The sequence below is a fragment of the Mycobacterium sp. NGS63 genome (genome assembly GCF_059812295.1).
Genome location: NZ_JCALCJ010000002.1, coordinates 263,210 through 283,392, shown reverse-complemented (window position 1 = coordinate 283,392; position 20,183 = coordinate 263,210). Strand labels below are relative to the sequence as shown.

16 protein-coding genes are annotated in these 20,183 nt (G+C 70.5%); 10 read left to right on the top strand and 6 right to left on the bottom strand.

Annotated features, from left to right (window positions below; all coding sequences use genetic code 11):
• Nucleotides 1–17 precede the first annotated feature (17 nt).
• Complete coding sequence (locus tag AC5Y4Z_RS04655; RefSeq protein ID WP_499961153.1) at nucleotides 18–518, top strand: SixA phosphatase family protein; 501 nt, start codon at nucleotides 18–20, stop codon at nucleotides 516–518.
• A gap of 74 nt (nucleotides 519–592) precedes the next feature.
• Here the strand turns inward: AC5Y4Z_RS04655 and AC5Y4Z_RS04650 are convergent, their stop codons facing one another.
• Both AC5Y4Z_RS04650 and AC5Y4Z_RS04645 read right to left on the bottom strand, forming a co-directional pair.
• The gene (locus tag AC5Y4Z_RS04650; RefSeq protein WP_499961152.1) at nucleotides 593–1,126 is read right to left on the bottom strand and encodes a DUF3558 domain-containing protein; all 534 of its coding nucleotides are present in this window, start codon (nucleotides 1,124–1,126) and stop codon (nucleotides 593–595) included.
• Nucleotides 1,123–1,677, bottom strand: coding sequence for a DUF3558 domain-containing protein (locus AC5Y4Z_RS04645; protein WP_499961151.1), 555 nt, complete (start codon nucleotides 1,675–1,677; stop codon nucleotides 1,123–1,125). The genes AC5Y4Z_RS04650 and AC5Y4Z_RS04645 overlap by 4 nt, the downstream gene beginning before the upstream one ends.
• Before the next feature lie 110 nt (nucleotides 1,678–1,787).
• Between AC5Y4Z_RS04645 and AC5Y4Z_RS04640 the strand changes: the two genes are divergently transcribed.
• From AC5Y4Z_RS04640 to AC5Y4Z_RS04615, 6 genes are all read left to right on the top strand, one after another.
• On the top strand, nucleotides 1,788–3,530 hold the full coding sequence (locus tag AC5Y4Z_RS04640; protein ID WP_499961150.1) for an ABC transporter ATP-binding protein: 1,743 nt from the start codon (nucleotides 1,788–1,790) through the stop codon (nucleotides 3,528–3,530).
• Nucleotides 3,527–5,407, top strand: coding sequence for an ABC transporter ATP-binding protein (locus AC5Y4Z_RS04635; protein ID WP_499961149.1), 1,881 nt, complete (start codon nucleotides 3,527–3,529; stop codon nucleotides 5,405–5,407). The genes AC5Y4Z_RS04640 and AC5Y4Z_RS04635 overlap by 4 nt, the downstream gene beginning before the upstream one ends.
• A 62-nt stretch (nucleotides 5,408–5,469) precedes the next feature.
• Entirely contained in the window at nucleotides 5,470–5,769 is a 300-nt protein-coding gene (locus tag AC5Y4Z_RS04630) for a DUF732 domain-containing protein (RefSeq protein WP_499961148.1), read from the top strand.
• A 104-nt stretch (nucleotides 5,770–5,873) separates the two neighbouring features.
• The gene (locus AC5Y4Z_RS04625; protein ID WP_499961147.1) at nucleotides 5,874–7,007 is read left to right on the top strand and encodes a BTAD domain-containing putative transcriptional regulator; all 1,134 of its coding nucleotides are present in this window, start codon (nucleotides 5,874–5,876) and stop codon (nucleotides 7,005–7,007) included.
• Between the two features lie 68 nt (nucleotides 7,008–7,075).
• The gene (locus tag AC5Y4Z_RS04620; protein WP_499961146.1) at nucleotides 7,076–8,782 is read left to right on the top strand and encodes a serine/threonine-protein kinase; all 1,707 of its coding nucleotides are present in this window, start codon (nucleotides 7,076–7,078) and stop codon (nucleotides 8,780–8,782) included.
• Nucleotides 8,783–8,906: 124 nt separating this feature from the next.
• Complete coding sequence (locus AC5Y4Z_RS04615; RefSeq protein WP_499961145.1) at nucleotides 8,907–10,712, top strand: serine/threonine-protein kinase PknH/PknJ; 1,806 nt, start codon at nucleotides 8,907–8,909, stop codon at nucleotides 10,710–10,712.
• Nucleotides 10,713–10,729: 17 nt separating this feature from the next.
• On the opposite strand, the gene abmR is transcribed toward AC5Y4Z_RS04615, so the two are convergent.
• The 3 genes from abmR to AC5Y4Z_RS04600 all read right to left on the bottom strand — a co-directional run bounded on the left by abmR (nucleotide 10,730) and on the right by AC5Y4Z_RS04600 (nucleotide 13,980).
• A complete protein-coding gene (abmR, locus tag AC5Y4Z_RS04610; RefSeq protein ID WP_499961144.1) occupies nucleotides 10,730–11,296 on the bottom strand; it encodes an ATP-binding transcription factor AbmR in 567 nt (188 codons plus the stop codon).
• 246 nt (nucleotides 11,297–11,542) lie between these two features.
• Nucleotides 11,543–12,637 carry an adenylate cyclase regulatory domain-containing protein gene (locus AC5Y4Z_RS04605; protein WP_499961143.1) on the bottom strand — a complete coding sequence of 365 codons (1,095 nt, stop codon included), beginning with the start codon at nucleotides 12,635–12,637 and terminating at the stop codon, nucleotides 11,543–11,545.
• Nucleotides 12,634–13,980: an amidase gene (locus tag AC5Y4Z_RS04600; protein ID WP_499961823.1), complete on the bottom strand. Its 1,347-nt coding sequence runs from the start codon at nucleotides 13,978–13,980 to the stop codon at nucleotides 12,634–12,636. Before AC5Y4Z_RS04600 ends, AC5Y4Z_RS04605 begins: the two co-directional genes overlap by 4 nt.
• Nucleotides 13,981–14,161: 181 nt before the next feature.
• Between AC5Y4Z_RS04600 and AC5Y4Z_RS04595 the strand changes: the two genes are divergently transcribed.
• From AC5Y4Z_RS04595 to AC5Y4Z_RS04585, 3 genes are all read left to right on the top strand, one after another.
• On the top strand, nucleotides 14,162–14,596 hold the full coding sequence (locus AC5Y4Z_RS04595) for an HIT family protein (RefSeq protein ID WP_499961142.1): 435 nt from the start codon (nucleotides 14,162–14,164) through the stop codon (nucleotides 14,594–14,596).
• 4 nt (nucleotides 14,597–14,600) lie between these two features.
• Nucleotides 14,601–15,050, top strand: coding sequence for a nitroreductase family deazaflavin-dependent oxidoreductase (locus AC5Y4Z_RS04590; RefSeq protein ID WP_499961141.1), 450 nt, complete (start codon nucleotides 14,601–14,603; stop codon nucleotides 15,048–15,050).
• Nucleotides 15,051–15,157: 107 nt separating this feature from the next.
• The gene (locus tag AC5Y4Z_RS04585; RefSeq protein ID WP_499961140.1) at nucleotides 15,158–19,078 is read left to right on the top strand and encodes a diguanylate cyclase domain-containing protein; all 3,921 of its coding nucleotides are present in this window, start codon (nucleotides 15,158–15,160) and stop codon (nucleotides 19,076–19,078) included.
• Between the two features lie 34 nt (nucleotides 19,079–19,112).
• On the opposite strand, the gene AC5Y4Z_RS04580 is transcribed toward AC5Y4Z_RS04585, so the two are convergent.
• Nucleotides 19,113–20,144: an LLM class flavin-dependent oxidoreductase gene (locus tag AC5Y4Z_RS04580; RefSeq protein ID WP_499961139.1), complete on the bottom strand. Its 1,032-nt coding sequence runs from the start codon at nucleotides 20,142–20,144 to the stop codon at nucleotides 19,113–19,115.
• Nucleotides 20,145–20,183 lie beyond the last annotated feature (39 nt).

Genomic DNA, 20,183 nt, shown 5'->3' with positions numbered 1-20,183 from the left:
TTGACTACGGTGAGCCGATGAACGAGCGGCGCACGTTGCTGCTGATGCGGCACGCGAAGTCGGACTATCCGGAGGGCGTGGCCGACCACGACCGGCCGCTGGCGCCGCGCGGGATTCGCGAGGCCGGTTTGGCCGGGGACTGGCTGCGCGCCAACGCATCCGTCGACGCCGTGCTGTGCTCCGCCGCGACCCGCGCCCGGCAGACCCTGGCCAACACCGGCATCGACGCCCCGGCGCGGTTTAGCGAGCGGCTCTACGGCGCCACGCCAGGAAACGTGATCGAGGAGATCAACGCGACCGCCGGCGACGTCGCCACGCTGCTGGTCATCGGGCACGAGCCGACCATGTCCGGGCTGGCGATCATCCTGGCCGACGACGACGGCACGGACACCGCTGTCCTGGAACGCATTTCGACCAAGTTCCCGACGTCGGCGATCGCGGTGCTGGCGGTTCCGGGCGCGTGGGGCGACCTGGAACCGGGCCGGGCGGCGCTGACCGGCTTCGAGGTCCCGCGCTAGCCGGCCGAACGTCGACTTGTTGAGCTCAACAGCCGAAATCGTCGACAACAAGTCGACGTTCGAGGCGCGCCCAGCTAGGAGTTCGTCGCCAGCGTCAGCTCCATGAGCTTGATCGCCTGCCCGCAGGCGTCGATGCCGGGCGCCTGGGGGTTGACCCACCAGCCGACCACGCCCGCCGCGTTGCTGGCCACCCCGCAGGCGCCGTTGGGGTCGTCGGGGCGCATCACGATCGACTCGATGCCGGCGATCGAACGGTTCTCGACCTTGTACTTGAGGAAGTCGGCCACCTTGCGCTCGTTGCTCAGGCTGCCCTGCTCGAACCAGAACCGGGTGATGTCGATCAGGCCGGCCGGGTTGGCCGCCTGCCAGCGGCAGATCGCGCCGACGAACGTGCTTTGGATGTCGAGCGGATCGGCGCCCACGGTCTTGGCCAGGATGTCGCTGGTCAACACCTCGCATTCCTTGAGCAGGTTCGGATACTGCTGCTGAGAGGTGTTGTTGCGCGGCACGTTTCCGCCCGCCTTGACGGCGTTACCGCCGATGGACCGCGAGCACCCGGTCAACACCAACAGCGCGGCGAGCAACACGACGACGCTTCGCCTGATCATTTCGCGTTCGCAATCGACTGACGGGCCAGCTCCTTGGCGATGTCGCACGGCGGCGGGAACGGCTTCTGGCTGAAGCTGACCGACCACTCGATGAAGTCGTCCTGGAACTGGATGCCCACCTCGCACAGCGAGTCGCCCAGGGTGGGCTCGTTGCCCACCGCGATGAATCCGCCGTGGCCATTGATGTTGATGTCGTCGACGCTCGCGCGTGACAGCTCCTCGGTCTTGCGTTCGCGCCCGATCGGGCTGCCGCGATACCAGGAGAAGGAGAAGTGCGGCCCGAGAATGCCGCCGCCGGCCAGCCACTGACAGCCGACGGAATTGCGGGCGGTGTTCACCAGCCCGGTCGCCCTGGTCAGTTCCGCCACCGTCTGGTCGTTGATGCCGCCGCACTGCGGGAACATCGGCCCGTGGTGGCCGTCCCCGCCCCCGGGCGTCGACGATGCCGTCGCTCCTGGCTTGTTGTCGCCGGAACCCGAGCAACCGGAGATCAGGATCGTCAAGGCCGACACCGCGAGGGCCAGCGCCCTAACTTTCCTTCTCCCGGTCACACGATGCACTGTAGCGGCAGCCCCGGCGTCAACCGGGGAAGCCGCTTCTGAGCAGGCGTTTCGCGGCGGTGCGGGCGACCGGCGCGCCGCCGATGTGCGACAGTTACCACATGCTCCTGGCACTGCTGCGCCAGTACATCCGGCCGTACCGCCGGCTGGTTGCGGTGCTGATGGCGCTCCAGCTGACCAGCACCCTGGCGTCGCTGTACCTGCCCACGGTTAACGCCGCGATCATCGACGAGGGCGTGGCCAAGGGCGACACCGCGGCGATCGTCCGCCTCGGCATGGTGATGCTGTCGGTCACCGGGCTGCAGGTGCTGTGCGCCGTCGGCGCCGTCTACTTCGGCTCGCGCGCCGGCATGGGATTCGGCCGCGACCTGCGCCGGGCGATCTTCGAGCGCGTCACCACCTTCTCCGAGCGCGAGACCGCCCGGTTCGGCGCCCCGACCCTGCTGACGCGCAGCACCAACGACGTCCGGCAGATCCAATACCTGATTCAGATCAGCGCGACCGTCCTGGTCACCGCGCCGCTGATGTGCGCGGGCGGCATCGTCATGGCCATCCACCAGGAGGCCGCGCTGACGTGGCTGCTGCTGGTCAGCGTGCCGATCATGGCCGTGGCCAACTACTTGATCATGTCGCGGATGCTGCCGCTGCTGCGCCGGATGCAGGGCCTGATCGACGGCATCAACCGGGTGCTGCGCGACCAGCTCTCCGGTGTCCGCGTGGTGCGGGCGTTCGCCCGCGAGGGCTTCGAGCGCGACCGGTTCGCCCGCGCCAACGCCGCGCTGTCGAACACCTCGTTGCACGCCGGAAACCTGCAGGCGCTGATGCTGCCGGTGACCACGCTGACCGTCAACGTGTCCAGCGTCGCGCTGATCTGGTTCGGCGGGCTGCGCATCGATCGCGGCCAGATGCAGGTCGGATCGCTGATCGCGTTTTTGGCCTACTTCACCCAGATCCTGATGGCGGTGCTGATGGCGACGATGACGCTGGTGGTGCTGCCGCGCGCGTCGGTCTGCGCCGAGCGGATCACCGAGGTGCTCGCCACCCGCGCCGCGGTGCAGGATCCGCCCCGCCCGACGTTCCCGTCGGGCGGGATCACCGGCGTCGTGCGGTTGGACGGCGCGACGTTCACCTATCCGGGCGCCGATCGCCCGGTGCTGCACGACATTTCGCTGACCGCGCGGCCCGGCACCACCACCGCGATCGTCGGCAGCACCGGGTCGGGCAAGTCGACGCTGGTGTCGTTGATCTGCCGGCTCTACGACGTGACCGGCGGCGCGGTGCTGATCGACGACGTCGACGTGCGCGACTACGACACCGAGCGGCTGTGGTCGGCGATCGGGCTGGTCCCCCAGCGCGGCTACCTGTTCTCCGGGACCGTGGCCGACAACCTGCGGTACGGCGCTGCCGCCGCGTCCGACGAGGAGATGTGGGAAGCGTTGCGGGTGGCCGACGCCGACGGGTTCGTACGGGCCCATGATGACGGGCTGCGGATGCGCGTCGCCCAGGGCGGCATCAACTTCTCCGGCGGTCAGCGGCAACGGCTGGCGATCGCGCGGGCCGTCATCCGCCGCCCCGCCATCTACCTGTTCGACGACTCCTTCGGCGCGCTCGACGTGCACACCGACGCGCGGGTGCGCGCGGCGCTGGGCGAGGTGTCGGGCGGGGCGACGGTAATCGTTGTCACCCAACGCGTTTCGACGGCCGCCCAGGCCGACCAGGTGATCGTCGTCGACAACGGCAGGCTGGTGGGCGCCGGCACCCACGAGTCGCTGCTGGCCGACTGCGCCACCTACGCGGAATTCGCCGACTCGCAGTCGGTGGGCGCGTTGCGGGGCGCGCCATGACGGTGGCCCCCGTCCGTCCCGTGGCCCCGGCCGGCCGTTCTCGCGACTTCTGGGCGACCGCCGCCCGGCTGGCGAAACGCCTTGCGCCGCAACGGGGCCTGAGCGTCGCGGTGATCGCGCTGGGCGTCACCGGCACGGCGATCGGGGTGGTCGTCCCGCGGATCCTCGGCCACGCCACCGACCTCTTGTTCAACGGCGTCATCGGCCGGCAACTGCCCGCCGGGATCGGCAAGGCGCAGGCCGTCGCCGCGGCCCGGGCCCGCGGTGACCGCGCCTTTGCCGACCTGCTGTCCGGGATGAACGTGGTGGCGGGGCGGGGCGTGGACTTCGGCGCGGTGGGCCGGACGCTGGCGCTGGCGCTGGGCCTCTACCTCGTTGCCGCGCTGCTGATCTGGGCGCAGGCGCGGCTGCTCAACCTGACCGTGCAGCGCACCATGGTGGCGCTGCGTTCCGACGTCGAGGACAAGATCCACCGGCTGCCGCTGTCGTATTTCGACGGGCGCCAGCGCGGCGAGCTGTTGAGCCGGGTCACCAACGACGTCGACAACGTGCAGTCGTCGCTGTCGATGACGATCAGCCAGCTGGTGACCGCGATCCTGACCGTGGTGGCCGTGCTGGCGATGATGGTGTCGATCTCGCCGCTGCTGGCCGTGATCACGCTGCTGACCGTGCCCGTCTCGCTGCTGGCGACCCGCGCGATCGCGCGGCGCTCGCAGCGCCTGTTCGTGGCGCAGTGGCAGAGCACCGGGCGCCTCAACGCCCACATCGAAGAGACCTACAGCGGGTTCACCGTGGTCAAGACGTTCGGTCACGCGGCCGCCGCGCGCGAGCAGTTCCGCCGCTACAACGACGACGTCTACCGGGCCAGCTTCGGCGCCCAGTTCTTCTCCGGCCTGGTGGGACCGGCGACGACGTTCATCGGCAACATCGGCTACGTCGCCGTCGCCGTGGTGGGCGGCCTGCAGGTGGCCACCGGCCAGATCACACTCGGCAGCATCCAGGCCTTCATCCAATACGTCCGGCAGTTCAACGCACCGCTGAGCCAGGTGGCCGGGATGTACAACACGCTGCAGTCGGGCGTGGCCAGCGCCGAGCGGGTGTTCGACCTGCTCGACGAGCCCGAGGAGCCGACGGACCCCGTGCCGGCGCTCCCGCGTGGCGGCGGGCGCGTCGAGTTCCAGCACGTCGACTTCGCCTACCGGCCGGGCGCCCCGGTGATCCGGGACCTGTCGCTGGTGGCCGAACCCGGCAGCACGGTGGCGATCGTGGGGCCGACCGGGGCGGGCAAGACCACGATGGTGAACCTGCTCATGCGCTTCTACGACGTCGACTCCGGCCGGATCCTCATCGACGGGGTCGACATCACCACCGTGAGCAGGCAATCGCTGCGCTCGCGCATCGGCATGGTGCTGCAGGACACCTGGCTGTTCGACGGGACGATCGCCGAGAACATCGCCTACGGGCGGCCCGGGGCCAGCGACGACGAGATCGTCGAGGCCGCCCGCGCGGCCTACGTCGACCGCTTCGTGCACACGCTGCCGGACGGCTACCAGACCCGGGTTTCCGGCGACGGCGCCAACATCAGCGCCGGCGAGAAGCAGCTCATCACCATCGCCCGGGCGTTCCTCGCCCGCCCGCAGCTGTTGATCCTGGACGAAGCGACCAGTTCGGTGGACACCCGCACCGAGGCGCTGGTTCAGCGCGCCATGCGCGAGCTTCGCCGGGACCGAACGAGTTTCATTATCGCGCACCGTCTTTCGACGATCCGCGACGCCGACCGCATCCTGGTGGTGCAGGAAGGCCGCATCGTCGAACAGGGCAACCACGCCGAGTTGCTCGCGCGCCGGGGCGCCTACTACGCGATGACCCAGGCGTAGATAAAGGGGGACGCCAAGGATTCGTTGAGGATCCCTCAAGGCGCGCGCCCGAGCCTGGGCGCATGTTCGCACGACGCATCATCGCCACCGCCCTTGGTTTTGCGGCCCTCGGACTCGCGACCGCCGGCACCGCGGCGGCCCATGGGACCGACGACGACGCCTTCGTCGCCCAGCTGGAAAGCCAGGGCATCTCCTTCGGCTCGGCCCAGGAGGCCGTCCAGCAGGGCCACCAGGTGTGCACCGAACTGGGCGCCGGCAAGAGCAAGGTCGCCGTGTCGCTGATGATGATCAGCCACGCGCGACTGTCCGCCCGGCAGGCGGGGTATTTCGTCGGCGCCGCCGCGGAAGCGTACTGCCCCTAGTTCGAGCCCCTAGTTCGCCGAACGTGCAGCCATGGCGAAAAAATCGGCGAAATCTCGCCATGGCTTCACGCTGGGCGAAAGGTTCGTATCACAATTACAAGACCATGATGGACAAGCGTCTCGAGTTCGGCCTGCTCGGACCGCTGGAAATGAGCGTGGACGGCACGCTGGTGCCGCTGGGCACCCCCAAACAGCGGGCGGTGCTGGCCATGCTGCTGATGAACCGCAACAGCCCGGTCGGCATCGACCGCCTCAGCACGGCGCTGTGGGAGGACTGGCCGCCGTCCGGGGCGCGGGCCAGCATCCACTCGTACGTGTCCAACCTGCGAAAGCTGCTCAGCGGGGCCGGGATCGACTCGCGTATCGTGCTGGCCGCGGCGCCGCCCGGCTACCGCCTGACCATCCCCGACAACGCGTGCGACCTCGGGCGATTCATGGCCGAAAAGACCGCGGGCGTGCAGGCCGCGGCCGCCGGCCACTTCGAACAGGCCAGCAAGCACCTGTCGGCGGCGTTGGCGGAATGGCGCGGGCCGGTGCTCGAGGACCTGCGCGACTTTCAGTTCGTCGACACCTTCGCCACCTCCCTGACCGAGGAGAAGATCCTCGTCCACACCGCCAAGGCGGAGGCCGAAATCGCCTGCGGACGCGCCGTTGGCGTGACCACCGAACTCGAGGCGCTGACCGCCGAGCACCCCTACCGCGAGCCGCTGTGGGCGCAGCTGATCACGGCCTACTACCTCACCGACCGCCAAACCGACGCGCTGGCCGCCTACCGCCGCGTCAAGCAGACGCTGGCCGACGACCTCGGCATCGACCCGGGCCAGACCCTGCGCGACCTCAACGACCGGATCCTGCGCCAGGAGCCGTTGGACGTCAAGAAGACCGCCGTGACCACCGCCGCCGTCACGCTGACCGTCATGGACGAGCACAGCATGGTCTCCGACCGCAACGCCGTCGCGTACCTGCGCGAAAAGTCCGGGGAGAGCTACGCGCTGCAGGAGGCGGCGACGCGCATCGGCCGCCTCAGCGACAACGACATCGTGCTGGCCACCCCCAAGGTCAGCCGACTGCACGCCGTCATCGTCGACACAGGCACCAGCTGGATCATCAACGACATGCGCTCGTCCAACGGGGTGCACGTGCAATACCAGCGCATCCGCAAGGCGACCACGCTGCGCGACGGCGACCACGTCCGCATCGGCGAGCACGAGTTCACCTTCGAGATCGCGGGGAGCTAGCTCAAACGGGTTGGCCCGCAATCATTGTTGATATTGTCGGCGCAGTTGCGGTGTGCTTGGGAGGATCGATGAGCGGGGCGCCGGGCTCGCGGGCAGGGTCGACGTTCGGACCCTACGAGCTCAAACGCGCGCTCGGCCGCGGCGGGATGGGCGAGGTCTACGAGGCCGAGCACACCGTCAAGGGGTGGACGGTGGCCGTCAAGCTGATGTCGGAATCGGTGAGCAGCGACCCGGTGTTCCGCGAGCGGATGCGCCGTGAGGCCCGCATCACCGGCCGTTTGCAGGAACCGCACGTGGTGCCCATCCACGACTACGGCGAGATCGATGGGCAAATGTTTTTGGAGATGCGCCTCATCGAGGGCACCGACCTGGACACTTTGCTCAAGCGGTACGGCGCGCTGAGCCCGCCGCGCGCGGTGGCCATCCTCACCCAGATCGCCTCCGCGCTCGACGCCGCGCACGCGGCCGGGGTGACGCACCGCGACGTGAAGCCGCCCAACATCCTGGTCACCCGCGACGACTTCGCCTACCTGGTCGACTTCGGCATCGCCAGCGCGACCACCGACGAGAAACTGACCCAGCTGGGCACCGCCGTGGGCACCTGGAAATACATGGCGCCCGAACGGTTTTCCGACGGCGCGGTGGATTACCGCGCCGACATCTACTCGCTGGCCTGCGTGCTCTACGAGTGCCTGACGGGCTCCCCGCCCTACGCCTCGGACAGCGCGGGCGTGCTCGTCAGCGCCCACCTGATGGAGCCGATCCCGCAGCCCAGCGCCAAGCGTTCGGGCATCCCCCGGGCCTTCGACGCGGTGATCGCCCGCGGCATGGCCAAGCGGCCCGAGGACCGCTACGCCAGCGCCGGCGACCTGGCCCGCGCCGCGCACGACGCGCTCACCAACCCCGACCAGACCCAGGCCGTCGACATCCTGCGCCGCAGTACGGAATCCACGCTGCCGAAGCTGCCGGCCGCTCCCCCGGTCCAGCCGCCGTCCCGGCCGCCCGCGCCGGCGTGGAACCCGAACCCCGACCCGGCCAGCGGCCCGATGCAGCGCGCGGGCGCGCCCGCACCGAATCCCGCGCCCTACCAACCGCAATGGACGGGCCCGCCGCCGCAGTTCGCCGGCCCGCCGCCGTACTACGGGCACCCGCCGCCGCGGCAGCGCAACCCGTGGGCGATCGTCGCCGGCGCGGCCGCCGTCGTGCTCGTCCTCGTCGTCGTCGTGGTCGGCATCTCGCTGGCCGTCGGCAACGACGACAACCAAACACCCAACGCGGCGACCACCACCACGACCACGACGACCACCACGACCACCACCAGCCCGCCGTCGTCGACACCTCCGGCGGGTGCGCTGAACCGGCTGCTGGGCCTGCTGCCGCCGGGCTACCCGCCCGGCACGTGCAAGCCGGACCGGGCGGCGATGCCGGGCGCCGTCGTGTCGGTCATGTGCGGGCAGAACACCGATCCCAACGGGCCGTCGGTGTCGGCGTTCGGGCTGTTTGCCAACCTGCAGGGCGTGCAGGACGCCTTCACCGGTTTCACCGGAAGCGACACGCTCGTCAAGTGCCCCGGCGACAAGGCGTCGCCGGGCACCTGGTGGCACAACAAGGACCCGAACACGATCCTCGGCCAGATCGCCTGCGGCACCTACAAGGGCGATGAGCCGCAGGTGATGTGGAGTAACCAGCAGACCCTGATGTTCGCGGTGGTCAGCGGGAATCCGCAGGGGCCGAACATGGATCAGCTGTACAAGTGGTGGTCGTCGCACTCTTGAGGCGGCCGCTGCGAGCGGGTGCTCGAGGTCGGTTGCGGCGCGGGCGCATTCGCGGTCCGGCCGGACCTGATGCCGCCTTGTTGATAAGGTCGGCGGGTCCGGGGTTTGCTTTGGAGGGTCACAGATGAGCGACGCGCAGGCCTCACGGGTGGGTTCGATGTTCGGGCCCTACCACCTCAAGCGGCTGCTGGGCCGCGGCGGCATGGGCGAGGTCTACGAGGCCGAGCACACCGTCAAGGAGTGGACGGTGGCCGTCAAGCTGATGTCGGACACGTTCAGCAAGGACCCGGTGTTCCGCGAGCGGATGAAGCGCGAGGCCCGCATCGCCGGCCGGTTGCAGGAACCCCACGTGGTGCCGATCCACGACTACGGCGAGATCGACGGGCAGATGTTCATGGAGATGCGCCTGATCGAGGGCGTCGACCTGGACACCGTGCTCAAGCGGTTCGGCCCGCTGACCGCCCCGCGCGCGGTGGCGATCATCACCCAGATCGCCTCGGCGCTGGATGCCGCGCACGCGGCCGGGGTGATGCACCGCGACGTCAAGCCGCCCAACATCCTGGTCACCCGCGACGATTTCGCGTACCTGGTCGACTTCGGCATCGCCAGCGCGACCACCGACGAGAAGCTCACCCAGCTGGGCACCGCCGTGGGCACCTGGAAATACATGGCGCCCGAACGGTTTTCCAACGACGAGGTCACCTACCGCGCCGACATCTACGCGCTGGCCTGCGTGCTGCACGAGGCGCTGACCGGGTCGCCGCCGTACCGCGCGGACAGCGCCAGCACCTTGGTCACCGCGCACCTGCTGGACCCCATCCCGCAGCCCAGCGCGTTGCGCCCGGGCGTCCCCAAGGCCTTCGACGCCGTCATGGCGCGCGGGATGGCCAAGAAGCCCGAGGACCGCTACGCCAGCGCGGGCGATCTGGCCCTGGCCGCCCACGAGGCCCTCAGCAACCCCGACCAGGACCACGCCGCCAACATCGTGCGCCGCAGCCAGGAAGCCACCCTGCCCACCGCCGAGCCGACCCAGACCGCGACGGCCATGGCCCCGCCGCCCCAGCCGCAGGCCGCCACCCCGCCGCCCGCGCCGGTGCCCTACGCCGCGACGGCCGGTCCGAGTTCGGGCCCCATGCCCGCCGCCGGCCCGTACTACCAAGGCGGCGGCGGGAACTGGGGCGGCCCACCCCCGGGATTCGCCGGGGGGTCGCCGTGGGGCCAGCAGCCCAGGCGCAAGCGCAACCCGTGGCCGATCGTCGCAGCCGTCGCCGTGCTGATCGCCGTCGCCGCCGGCGGCGTGGGAATCTGGCTGTTCACCCGGCCCGCACCACCGCCTCCACCGCCGCCGCTGGACCCGGTGCCCCCCGATCGGCTCGGCGCCATGCTGTTGGACCCGTCGGGCATCAACTCGGTGATGGAGTCGTCGTCGATGACCCCCGGCGACCCCATCACGTCGATGGACACCTCCCCGGCGACGATCTCGATGCCGAGCTGCCAGGGGGCGCTGTACACCAGCCAGGACCCGGCGTATGCGGGCAGCGGCTACACCGGCGTGAGCGGGCTGGTGTCGTCGGAGCCGGGCGATAACTACGACCATTGGGTCAGCCAGGCCGCCGTGGGATTCCCGTCGGCCGCGAAAGCCAAAGCGTTCCTGCAGAGTTCGGCCGACAAGTGGAAGGACTGCTCGGGCAAGACGGTGACGGTGACAAAGAAGACGAAGGTCCACCGGTGGACGTTCGCCCAACTCAACGGCGCCCCACCGAAGATCACCATGGTCGAGACGCAGGAGGGCGCCGACGGCTGGGCGTGCCAGCGCGCGATGGGCGTGTCCAACAACGTGATCGTCGACGTCAGCGCGTGCGGCTACCACGTCGTCGATCAGGGCGCGCAGATCGTGGACAAGGTCATGACCAAGGTCGAGAACGAATAGCCAACGGGCGCTGCGGGTTACGACGGCAGGTCGGGGCCCTGGGCGCGCAGGTCGTCGACGGCCGACATGGCCTCGCGCAGCTTGGCCAGCCACTCCTCGGTGTGCTCGCCGACCAGCTTGACCGACCAGGCCAGCGCGTCCGCGCGCGAACGCGCGACGCCGGCGTCCACCAGCGTGTCGAGCACCTGGCGCTCGGGTTGCTTGAGGCGCGTCATCACCGGTACGGCGATGTGGGTGAACAGGATTCGCTCGCCGTTGGCCTCGACGCCCCAGGAAACCTTGCGCCCGTAGCGATCCTGCGCTTCGTCGGCGATTCGCATTCGCTCCGAACGGGTTTCCTCGCGGAATCGGGAGACGCGGCCCTCGGCGCGGGCCTCGCTCTCCTGGGCGTTCTCCGGGTCGGCGAGCTTGCCGATGACGGTGATCTCCTCGCGGTCGACGATGACGGTGGGGTCGCCGTCGAACCAGGCTTCCGGTAGGCGGCCGGCGAACCATTCCGCCGCGCCGCTGGCGTCGGGCTGCTGGGCCTGCTGCCAACCCCCGGGGCGGCCGTACCGCCGCGATGTGTGGTGATGCGCTTTCATGATTACATAATTACACCGTTACAGATGTAATGGAAGGCCGTTCGCCGGCGGCGAACGTCTGGCGGCCGCCCGGGGGCTTTGTGGTGGCGGAAGACCCGTTGATATGTGCTGCTCGGCGGCGTATTTTTGGTAGCGAAGCAGGCCCGGAAGCGACCAATTCGAAGCGCCGGATATGGGGTAGGAAACCGGCCGCGTACGACTTAAGTGTCAGACGCCCCCTGATGTCGCCCGGGCCTGCCCTATGCGCTAGGCCCGGCGGATGCGGAAGAGCTTGACCTCGCCTTTGATGCCCTTGAGGCGGCGCGCGCCGGCGAACGAGGCGTTGTAGTCCCCGTGCTCGCCGAGCGCCTCCGACACCGAATCGGCGGCCAGCACCGTGCCCGGGCGCGCCACCGCGGTGACCCGGCTCGCGACGTTGACCGGGCTGCCGAACCAGTCGCCGGCCCTGCTGACCGCCATGCCCGACGCCACGCCGGCCCGCAGGCGGGGGAAGTCGTTGTCGCTGTCGACCGCGTCCACGAGCTTGAGCACGACGTCGAGCATGGGCCGCGGGTCGGGGCAGACGAACATGACCGCGTCGCCGATGGTCTTGACGAACCGCACCGGCGGGACGGTGAGGTCGCGGGCGAGGGCGGCCAGCCGGTTGGCCAGGTGCCCCAGCTCCTCGGCCGACACCGCCTCGCCGATCCGCGTGAAGCCGACGAGGTCGGCGAAGGCCACGGTGATCTGGCGGGCGCCGGGGAGCGGCTTGCCGGCGGCGCGCTCCGCGGCGTTGACCGCCTCGGTCTCCATCATGTGCCGCAGCTGCATGAACAGCATGTTCTGGATCATCGGGCCGAGCAGCGGCGCGATCTGGCTGACCAAAGCCTTTGAGGCCTTGGCGATTTCGAGTTCGGTGGCGCCCGGGCGCATGATCGCCGACAGGGCGCTGTAGCGCATCACCTCGGCCGCGCGCGACAGCCCCTCCGCGAGCACCTGGACCACGAGCACCACCTGCTCGGGGTCCAGGCCCCGCTCGACGAACCGCTGGGCCAGGGCGGCGGCCTCGCCGTCGGCGCGCATGTGCACGACGGCGTCGGGGTCGTCCACCCGGGCCAGGCCGATGGCGCGCTGCACCCGCTGCAGCAGCCCGATGTCGATGCCGTAGCTCTCGCTGATCTCGCGGGTCGAGACGTAGGTGCCGTCGTCGCCGATGAGGTGGCGCGTGGCCAGCAACAGCGGCGGGTTGGTGGCGCGGATCTCGTCGGCGGTGATGCCCTGCTCGAACAGCCACTCGATGAGCTCGGCCCGCTCGGCGCGCGCGTCGCCGTCGAGTCCCTCGAGCAGGTCGTCGATGTTCATGACACCGGCGGTCGCCGGTGGGCCCACGGCCGGGCGGTCTCGATCTGGGCCGCCAGCGACAGCAGCGTCGCCTCGTCGTACGGGCGGCCGACGAGCTGCACCCCGACCGGCAGGCCGTCGCCGTCGTAGTCCCACGGCACCGCCGCGGCGGGCTGCCCGGTGAGGTTCCAGACCTGCTGGTAGGGAACCTGCTGGGCCACCGCCAGCAGCGTGAAGATCGCGCCGCGGCGCTGGTAGGCCCCGATGCGCGACGGGCCGGACGCGTTGCCCGGGGTGATGACGACATCCACGTCCTCGAAGATCGACTGGATGCGCGCGGTCACCTGCTCCTCCGCGTCGCGCAGTGCGGACATCCGGCGATCGGAGAACAACGAGCCGGCGCGCGCCAGGTTGCGGGTGCGCGCTTCGAGGCGATCGGGGTGGGCCTGGGCATCGGCGTCGTCGCTGATGCCGCGCAGGTAGCGGGGCAGGTAGTTGGTGAGGATGGCCGACGGCGGGTAGTCGGGGTCGCGGGTGATCACCTCGTGGCCCAGGTCGCGCAGCAGCGCGCCGGCCTCGTGCAGCGCGGTCAGCTCGGGCTTGCCCACCCGCACGGGCAGCGGCGTTGGACTCTTGGCGCTCAAGGCAATTCGCAGCCGGCCGGGTGGGCGCTGTGCGGCGGCGACGAACTCGGAGTCGGGGACGTCGGAAACCCCAGCCGTCGCATCCAGGAACAGCGCCGCGTCCAGCACCGAGCGGGCCAACGGGCCGTTGACGCTCAGCCCGTGCCAGGCGTTGTCGTGCGGTTCCAGCGGCACGCGGTCGCGTTGCGGCTTGATGCCGAACAGGCCGCACCAGCCCGCCGGGATGCGAATCGAGCCGCCGCCGTCGGAGCCGAGCGCCAGCGGGGCCAGCCCGGCGGCCACCGCGGCGGCGCTGCCCCCGCTGCTGCCGCCCGGCGTGCGCTTGGGGTTCCACGGGTTGCGGGTCGCCCCGAACGTCAGCGACTCGGTGTAGGGGAACATCATCAGCTCGGGCACGTTGGACTTGCCGATGACGATGGCGCCCGCGGCGCGCAGCCGGCGCACCACCTCGGCGTCGGAGGTCACCGCGGGGCCGTGCGCTCCGCTGCCGAACGTCGTCACCTCGCCGGCGACGTCGACGTCGTCCTTGATCGCGATCGGCACGCCGAGCAGCGGCAGCCGCTCGCCGTCGTCGAGGCGGTCCTGGGCCACGGCGGCCTCGTAGCGCGCGCTGTCGGACAGCACCACCCGGTAGCAGCGCAGCCGGCTGTCCAGGGCGGCGATCCGGTCCAGGTAGATCTCGAGCAGCTCCGGCGCGGTCAGTTCGCCGTCGGCCAGCATCCGTGCCTGCGCGGCCGCGCCGGCGAAGGCCACCTCGCGAGCGTCCACCGCCGCAGCGTATCCCGCCGTTGCGGATTGAGTGTGAAGCTAGGGCGGCGATCCGGGCGTGCAGGCCGCCCTGGGCTCACAGCGGAAGCCGTGCGCTCACACCCGACGGGGGCCGGCCAGTACCGTGGGCGACATGGCTTGCGTGTTCTGTGCGATCGCCGCCGGGGAGGCCCCGGCGCTCAAGATCTACGAAGACGACGACTACCTGGCGATCCTGGACATCCGGCCGTTCACCCGCGGTCACACGCTGGTGATCCCCAAACGCCACAGCGTCGACCTCACCGACACCCCGCCGCAGACCCTGGCCGACATGGTCACCATCGGCCAGCGGGTCGCCCGCGCCGCCCGCGCGACGGAGCTGGCCGACGCGACCAACATCGCGCTCAACGACGGCCGGGCGGCCTTCCAGACGGTGCTGCACATCCACCTGCACGTGCTGCCGCGGCGCAACGGCGACAAGTTGTCGGTGGCCAAGGGGATGCTGCTGCGCCGCGACCCGGACCGGGAGGGCACCGCGGAGATCCTGCGCGAGGCCCTGGCCCGGATCGACGCGAGCCAGTCGGAGTGAGCCGATGAGCAGCCTCAACGCGTTCGAGCGATACGTCGGCATGCCGGCGCTGCGCCTGCACAACGCGATCTACCAGAAGACCAACGGCCGGATCGGGCACCGCATCCCGGGCATGCCCCCGAACCTGTTGCTGCACACCGTCGGCGCCAAGACCGGGCAGCCGCGCACCACGTCGCTGACGTACGCGCGCGACGGCGACTCCTACCTGATCGTCGCGTCCAACGGCGGCGGCGACCGGTCCCCCGGCTGGCTGCACAACCTGCGCGAGCACCCCGACTGCGAGGTCAACGTCGGCGCGAAGCGGGTCGCGGTCACCGCCCGGCGGGTCGGGCCCGACGACGCCGACTACGCGCGGCTGTGGGACATCGTCAACGCGAACAACGGGAATCGCTACAACGGCTACCAGCGCCGCACCACGCGGCCCATCCCCGTCGTCGCCCTGAGACCGCGCTGAATATTGCCAGGTAGACCACGACAAGCGCGCAGCGGATTATTCTCCTGTAGCGCGCGGTGGCACTTTTTCTGCGTTCACCGCAACGCGCGGGATCGGGTGGAGCGGCTATGACACGCTGGACGGGAAATCCGTGGCGGCGCTTCGGGCTGTCCGCGCCCGTCGGGTGGCTGGTCGTCGGGGTCTACGGCGTCGCGGCGCTGCTGGTCGTGACGTCCTCGGTCTGGGGCTTTCGCGGCGCGTACGGGTCGCGCCCGGTCGACGAGACCGTGCTGGTGCTGTGCCTGCTGTTCGCGGCGAGTTGCACCGCCTACGCGGCGCGATTCTCAACGGGGCGGCGCAGATTCGGATGGCTGGCCGTGATGATCGCCCTCGTCGGCTGGGCCGTCGGCGAGGTCCTCTGGTCGGTGTACGAGGTGCGGCCGGCCGTGGAGCACGCCACCCACCCGGCCGCGGCCGAGGTCGTGTTCACGCTGTATCCCGTCGGCGCGATGGTGTCCCTGGCGCTGTTGTCGCACCTGTCGCGCCACAGCCCCCGGCGGCTGGTGCTGGACGGCCTCATCGTGGCGACGTCGCTGTTCGTCATCTCGTGGGTGTTCGTCCTCGACAAGCAGCTGCGCGAGAACGGCGGCTGGCGGCTGGCCACGCTCGAGGAGATCTTCGTCGACGTGGTCCTGCTGACAACGGCGATCCTGATGCTGGCCCGCATCCGCTCCAACGACCTGCCCAGCCGCAGCCTGCTGGCCGGCGGCATCGCGACGATCGCCGTCGCCGACATCGCGATCGTGTTCCAGACCGGGGTGGGCAGCTATCACATGGGCGACCTGACCGACCTGGGGCGGGTGGCCGGTTTCGGGCTGATCGCGCTGGCCGGCCTGACCAGCGTGCACGAGGTGTCCGCGGCGAACACGCGGACCGAGATGCTGTCCCCCGCCCTGCTGTGGCTGCCCTACCTGCCGCTGCTGGTGGCCGCGACGGTCGGCCTGGGTCAGGCGGTGGGCCTGATGGCGCACGGGCCGCTGCTGGCCGCGCTGGGCATCCTCGTCGCCGCCGTGCTCGCGCGGCAGTTCATCGTGCTCGTCGAAAACCAGGGCCTGCTGTCCGAAGTCGCGCGGGAAGCGTTCCGCGACAGCCTGACCGGCCTGGCCAACCGGGCCCACTTCCTGCACCGCCTGGAGCAGGCCGTCGCGCGGCAGCGCCGCGACGGGGTGAGCGTGGCGGTGTTGTGCCTCGACCTGGACAACTTCAAGGCGGTCAACGACGCACTGGGTCACCCGGCCGGCGACGAGCTGCTCATCCGGGTCGCCGGGCGGCTCACCGCGGCGCTGGGCGACACCGGCACCGTCGCGCGCCTCGGGGGCGACGAATTCGCCGTCCTCATCGAGGCTTCGGTGGAGGAATCGCAGGCGGCGGCGCACCGGGTCCTCGACGCGTTCGGCACGGCGATCGTGATCGACGGGGTGCCCATCGAGGTCAGGCCCAGCATCGGGTTCACGGTGGCCACCGCCGCGTCGCACACCACCGTCGATCAACTTCTGCGCCACGCCGACCTGGCCATGTACGCCGCCAAACGCGAAGGCGGGCAATGCATTCGGGGCTTCGTGCCCGATCTGCCGTTCCCGTTCACCTTCCCACAGGTGGCCGGGTCACCGGACCCGGCGTCGGCGGGCGGCTCGGTTCCCTTCGGCAGCGAAACGAAGCTGGCCCGGTCGCTGGCGCCGGTCGCCGCGGCCGCGACGGCATCCCGGGAGCGGGCGCGCGACGCGCCCGACGGGGTGCGGTGGCCGTCGCCGGCGATCCGGATCGCGTTGGCGGCCTTAGGGATCGGAGTTGCGGCTGTAGCTGTGACGAGCGTCCTAGACCCTGCTGTGGCGCGCAGCGACTTCTTCGTCAAATGCCTGTACCCCGCGTTGAACCTGGGGGCCGCGGCGCTGGTGGCCGTTCGCGCCTACCGCGTTACGGCCGACCGCTTCGCTTGGATTCTGATCGCGACCGGCATGGCGATCTCGGCGCTGGGCGACATCGTCTATGCCGCGTGGGTGCCGGACGGCCAGTCCCCATCGGCGGCGGACCCGGAGTACCTGGCGTTCTACCCGCTGGTCTACACCGGGCTGCTACTGCTGATGCGGTCGCGACTGAAGCGGGTGCCGCTGCCGATCCGGCTCGATTCGCTGGTCTGCGCGCTGGCCGCCGCCGGGGTCGGCGTGCTGCTGCGCGAGGGCCCCATCCACGCGGCGGCGGTCCGTGTGCCGGAGACCGTGCTGGTCGGGCTGGTCTACCCGTGGGGCGATTTGATCCTGCTGGCCGTGACCGCGGGCATGCTGCCGATCCTGGGCTGGCGCAACGAGTTCCGCTGGGGCCTTCTGGTCGTCGGGTTCATCGGGTTTGCGGTCGCCGACACCGCATACCTCTTCGAGACGGCCGAAGGCGCCTATCGGTCGGGCACCATGCTCGATGCCCTGTGGCCCGCCGCGTCGCTGCTGGTGGCCATCGCGAGCTGGGCGCCGCGAACCGCGACGGCTCCCCCGCCCACGCGGGGGCTGGGCTCCTACGCCGTGCCGGTGATCTGCACCGTCGTGGCGCTGGGCGTCGTGGTCGAGCACAACTCCAGGCTGGCAACGGTTCTCGCCGCGCTGAGCCTGATCGCGGTCGCCGCGCGGTTCTCGGCGACCTTCCGCGAGGTCAGCTTGCAGGCCGAGAACCACAAGCAGGCGATGACCGACGAGTTGACCGGCCTGGCCAACCGGCGGTCGCTGGCGACGGCCCTGACGGCGCTGTCCGCCTCGGTGTCGACGGTGACCGGGGCGTCGTCGCGGCGGGCGCTGCTGTTGCTGTATCTGCATGAGTTCCAAGAGATCAACGACTCGGTCGGCCGCCACTTCGGTGACGAGTTGTTGTGCCACATCGCGAGCCGACTGGCGCAGTGCGTGCGTCGCGACGACATGCTCGCGCGGGTGAGCGACGACGGTTTCGCCGTCCTGCTCGCCGAGGGGTCCGACATGATCGCCGCGCGCGCCCAGGCGGGCCGGTTACTCGAGGCGTTGAGCGAACCGTTCGCACTCGATCCGATCACCGTGCAGGTCGACGCCCGCATCGGCATAGCGCTGTGCCCCGACCACTGCGACCACCCGCAGGAACTCCTGAACCGCGCCGAAACGGCTCTGCCGCATGCGAAATCGGCGATCAGCAAGATCGCGGTGTACGACACGGCGTTCGAGATGTTTCGCGACAACGACCCCAACCTCGTCGAGCAGCTGCGCGCCGCGCTCCTCGAGGGTGGTCAGCTGACCGTCCATTACCAGCCGAAAATCAACGCGAGCGACGGCAGCGTGCACAGCGTCGAGGCGCTGCTGCGCTGGCAGCATCCCAGCCGCGGGTTGCTGCTGCCGGAGGAATTCCTGTCCGCGGCCGAACGCGCCGGGATGATGCGCAAGGTGGCCAGCTGCACCATCGGCGTCGCCCTGGCGCAGGTCCGGTCCTGGCGCGACGAGGGCATGCCGCTGACCGTCGCGGTGAACCTCTCGACGACGAACCTGCTGGACCTCGACCTGGTGAGCACGATCGAGGGGCTGCTGCGGACCCACGACCTGCCGCCCGATTCGCTGATCGTCGAGATCACCGAGAGCGCGCTGGTCGACTCGGCGCGGTCGCGCAGCACCGTCGCCGCGCTGCAGCAACTCGGCGTGCGCATCTCGCTCGACGACTACGGCACCGGCTGGTCGTCCCTGGCGCGGCTGCAGGACGTGTCGGTCGACGAGCTCAAACTCGACCGGGTCTTCGTGGCTCGGCTGGCCCAGGACCCGCGGTCGGTGGCCATCGTGCGGTCGACCGTCGCGCTGGCGCGCAGTCTGGGCGCCGATTTGGTCGCCGAGGGGGTCGAGGACGACCTCACGCTCTCGGCCCTTCGCCGGTACGGCTGCACCATCACCCAGGGTTTCGTGCACAGCCCACCATTGCCGCCGGCCGAACTGCGCGACTGGATCGACAGCCACGCGCCGGACCCGTCTCGGCGGGCGAGGGTGACCGACTGAAACCCTGCTCTGGGCGGGCGAATTGCGACGGCACCTAGAACAGTTCTTTGGCCAGCAGTTCCAGCGTCGCGACCCGCGCGGGTGCGGTGGCGGGGTCGGTGCCGCGATGGGCCGACGCGACCGGGTGCACCATCACCTCGTCGACGCCGAATTTGTCGGCGAGCCCGCGCAGCTGGGCGGCGGCCTCCGCCGGGGTGCCCAGCACGGCGCGGCGCAACCCGCTGTCCACGATGTGCTGTTGCTGGTCGGTGAGCTCGGCTGTTGCGGCCTCCTCGACCAGCGGCACCGGGCCGAGCGGCTGCCCGGTGCGCAGCTTCGCCATCATCTGCAGGTTGGGCAGCATGAGAGCCGTTGCCTCGTCGCGGGTTTCGGCCACGGCGGCGTTGACGGTCAGGAACGTCACCGGCTCGGGGGTCAGCGTGCTGGGCTGGAACCGGGAGCGGTAGACCGCGAGCGCCTCCTCGGTGCCCTGGCCGGAGAAGTGATGCGCGAAGACGTACGGCAGCCCCTTGGCCGCGGCCAGGTGCGCGGAGTACATCGACGAGCCCAGCAGCCACAGCCGCGGCTCGCTCGCCGCGGCCGGCGTGGCCTTGAGCCGGTGGTCCCCCGAGCGCAGGGGCACCACCACGCCGCGCGCGCTCATCAGCGCCGCCACATCGTCGAGGTACTCGGGGAAGTTCTCGACGTCTTGTTCGCCGCGGCTGCCGCGCAGGGCGTACGACGTCACCGGGTCGGAGCCCGGCGCGCGCCCGAGGCCCAGGTCGACGCGGCCCGGGGCGGCGGCTTCCAGCAGCGCGAACTGCTCGGCGACGGCCAGCGGCGCGTGGTTGGGCAGCATCACCCCGCCCGAGCCCAGCCTGATGTGCGCGGTCTGCGCGGCCAGGTAGGCGATCAGCACGGGCGGGCTGGTCGCGCCGACCGACGGCATGTTGTGATGCTCGGCGACCCAGTAGCGGGTGAAACCGAGCCGGTCGGCGGCCTGCGCCAGTTGCACGGTGGCCGCCAGCGCTTGTGCGGTGGTTTGGTCGCTGCGCACTGGGACGAGGTCAAGGACGGAAAGTCGCACGATGGCGTCAACGCCTTTCGGGGTGCGAACGTTCCCGGA